Origin of the sequence: Halomonas sp. HP20-15, from assembly GCF_033446685.1 — a bacterium.
GTDB lineage: Bacteria > Pseudomonadota > Gammaproteobacteria > Pseudomonadales > Halomonadaceae > Modicisalibacter.
On sequence record NZ_JAWQLY010000035.1, the window covers coordinates 1 to 1,431 of the forward strand.

The 1,431-nt window shown below is 71.8% G+C and carries 1 protein-coding gene; it reads left to right on the plus strand.

Annotation, left to right across the window (positions count from 1 at the left end; translation table 11 throughout):
* The coding region (locus tag R6258_RS18730; protein ID WP_318453458.1) for an aldehyde dehydrogenase (NADP(+)) at nucleotides 1-1,431 on the plus strand (1,431 nt) is incomplete at its 5' end.

Here is a 1,431-nt window from a genome sequence, read left to right on the forward strand (position 1 = left end):
CTCGCCTGGGCGGCCTTCGATACGTACCGCGAGACCTCGCTCGAGGAACGCGCGACATTCCTCGAGACGATCGCCGCCGAGATCGAGGCGATCGGCGATGCGCTGATCGAGCGCGCCGTGGCGGAAAGCGGCCTGCCCCGGGGGCGCATCGAGGGCGAGCGCGGACGCACCTGCGGCCAGCTCAAGCTGTTCGCGGGCGTGGTGCGTGCCGGCGAGTGGCTCGACGTGCGCGTCGATCCGGCCATGCCCGATCGTCAGCCGATGCCGCGGGTCGACCTGCGCCAGCGCCACATCGCGCTGGGCCCGGTGGCGGTGTTCGGTGCCAGCAACTTCCCGCTGGCGTTCTCGGTGGCCGGCGGCGACACCGCCTCGGCGCTGGCCGCGGGCTGCCCGGTGATCGTCAAGGCGCACTCCGCCCATCCCGGCACCTCGGAGCTGGTGGGCCGGGCGATCCAGCGCGCCATCGCCAAGTGCAACCTGCCCGAGGGGGTGTTCTCGCTGCTGTTCGGCTCCGGGCGCGAGGTCGGCACCGCGCTGGTCGCCGATGCGCGGATCAAGGCCGGCGGCTTCACCGGCTCGCGCAGCGGCGGGCTGGCGCTGCTCAAGGTCGCCCAGAACCGCCCCGAGCCGATCCCCTTCTACGCCGAGATGAGCTCGATCAACCCGGTGTTTCCGCTGCCGGCGGCGCTCGAGGCGCGCGGCGACGAGATGGCCAAGGGCTTCGTCGCCTCGCTCAACATGGGCGCCGGGCAGTTCTGCACCAACCCCGGGCTGGTGATCGCCGAGAAGGGCGCCGCACTCGACGCCTTCGTCGCCACCGCCGGCGAAGCGCTCAAGGAGAGCGCCGCGCAGACCATGCTCACCCCGGGCATCCATGACGCCTACCAGCAGGGCGTGGCGCGGCTCTCGAGCCACGACAAGGTGCGCGAAGTGGCCCGCGGCCAGGTCGGCGAGACGCCCAACCAGTGCCAGGCCGGGCTGTACGTCACCTCCGCCGACGACTTCCTCGCTGATGAAGCGCTACAGGAAGAGGTGTTCGGTTCCACCTCGCTGGTGATCGAATGCCGGGACCGGGCCGAGGTCAAGCGGGTCGCCGACCGCCTCGAAGGTCAGCTGACCATCACGCTGCAGATGGACGACGCCGACCTGGACGCGGCCCGCGCGCTGCTGCCGACGCTGGAGCACAAGGCCGGGCGGCTGCTGGTCAACGGCTGGCCGACCGGCGTCGAGGTGTGCCACGCGATGGTCCACGGCGGGCCGTTCCCGGCCACCTCGGACGTGCGCAGCACCTCGGTGGGCAGCGCGGCGATCCATCGCTTCCTGCGTCCGGTGTGCTATCAGAACCTGCCGGATGCGCTGCGTCCGGAGCCGCTCAAGGAGGCCAACCCGCTCAACCTCAAGCGCCTGGTCGACGGCCAGCGCGAGGGCTGA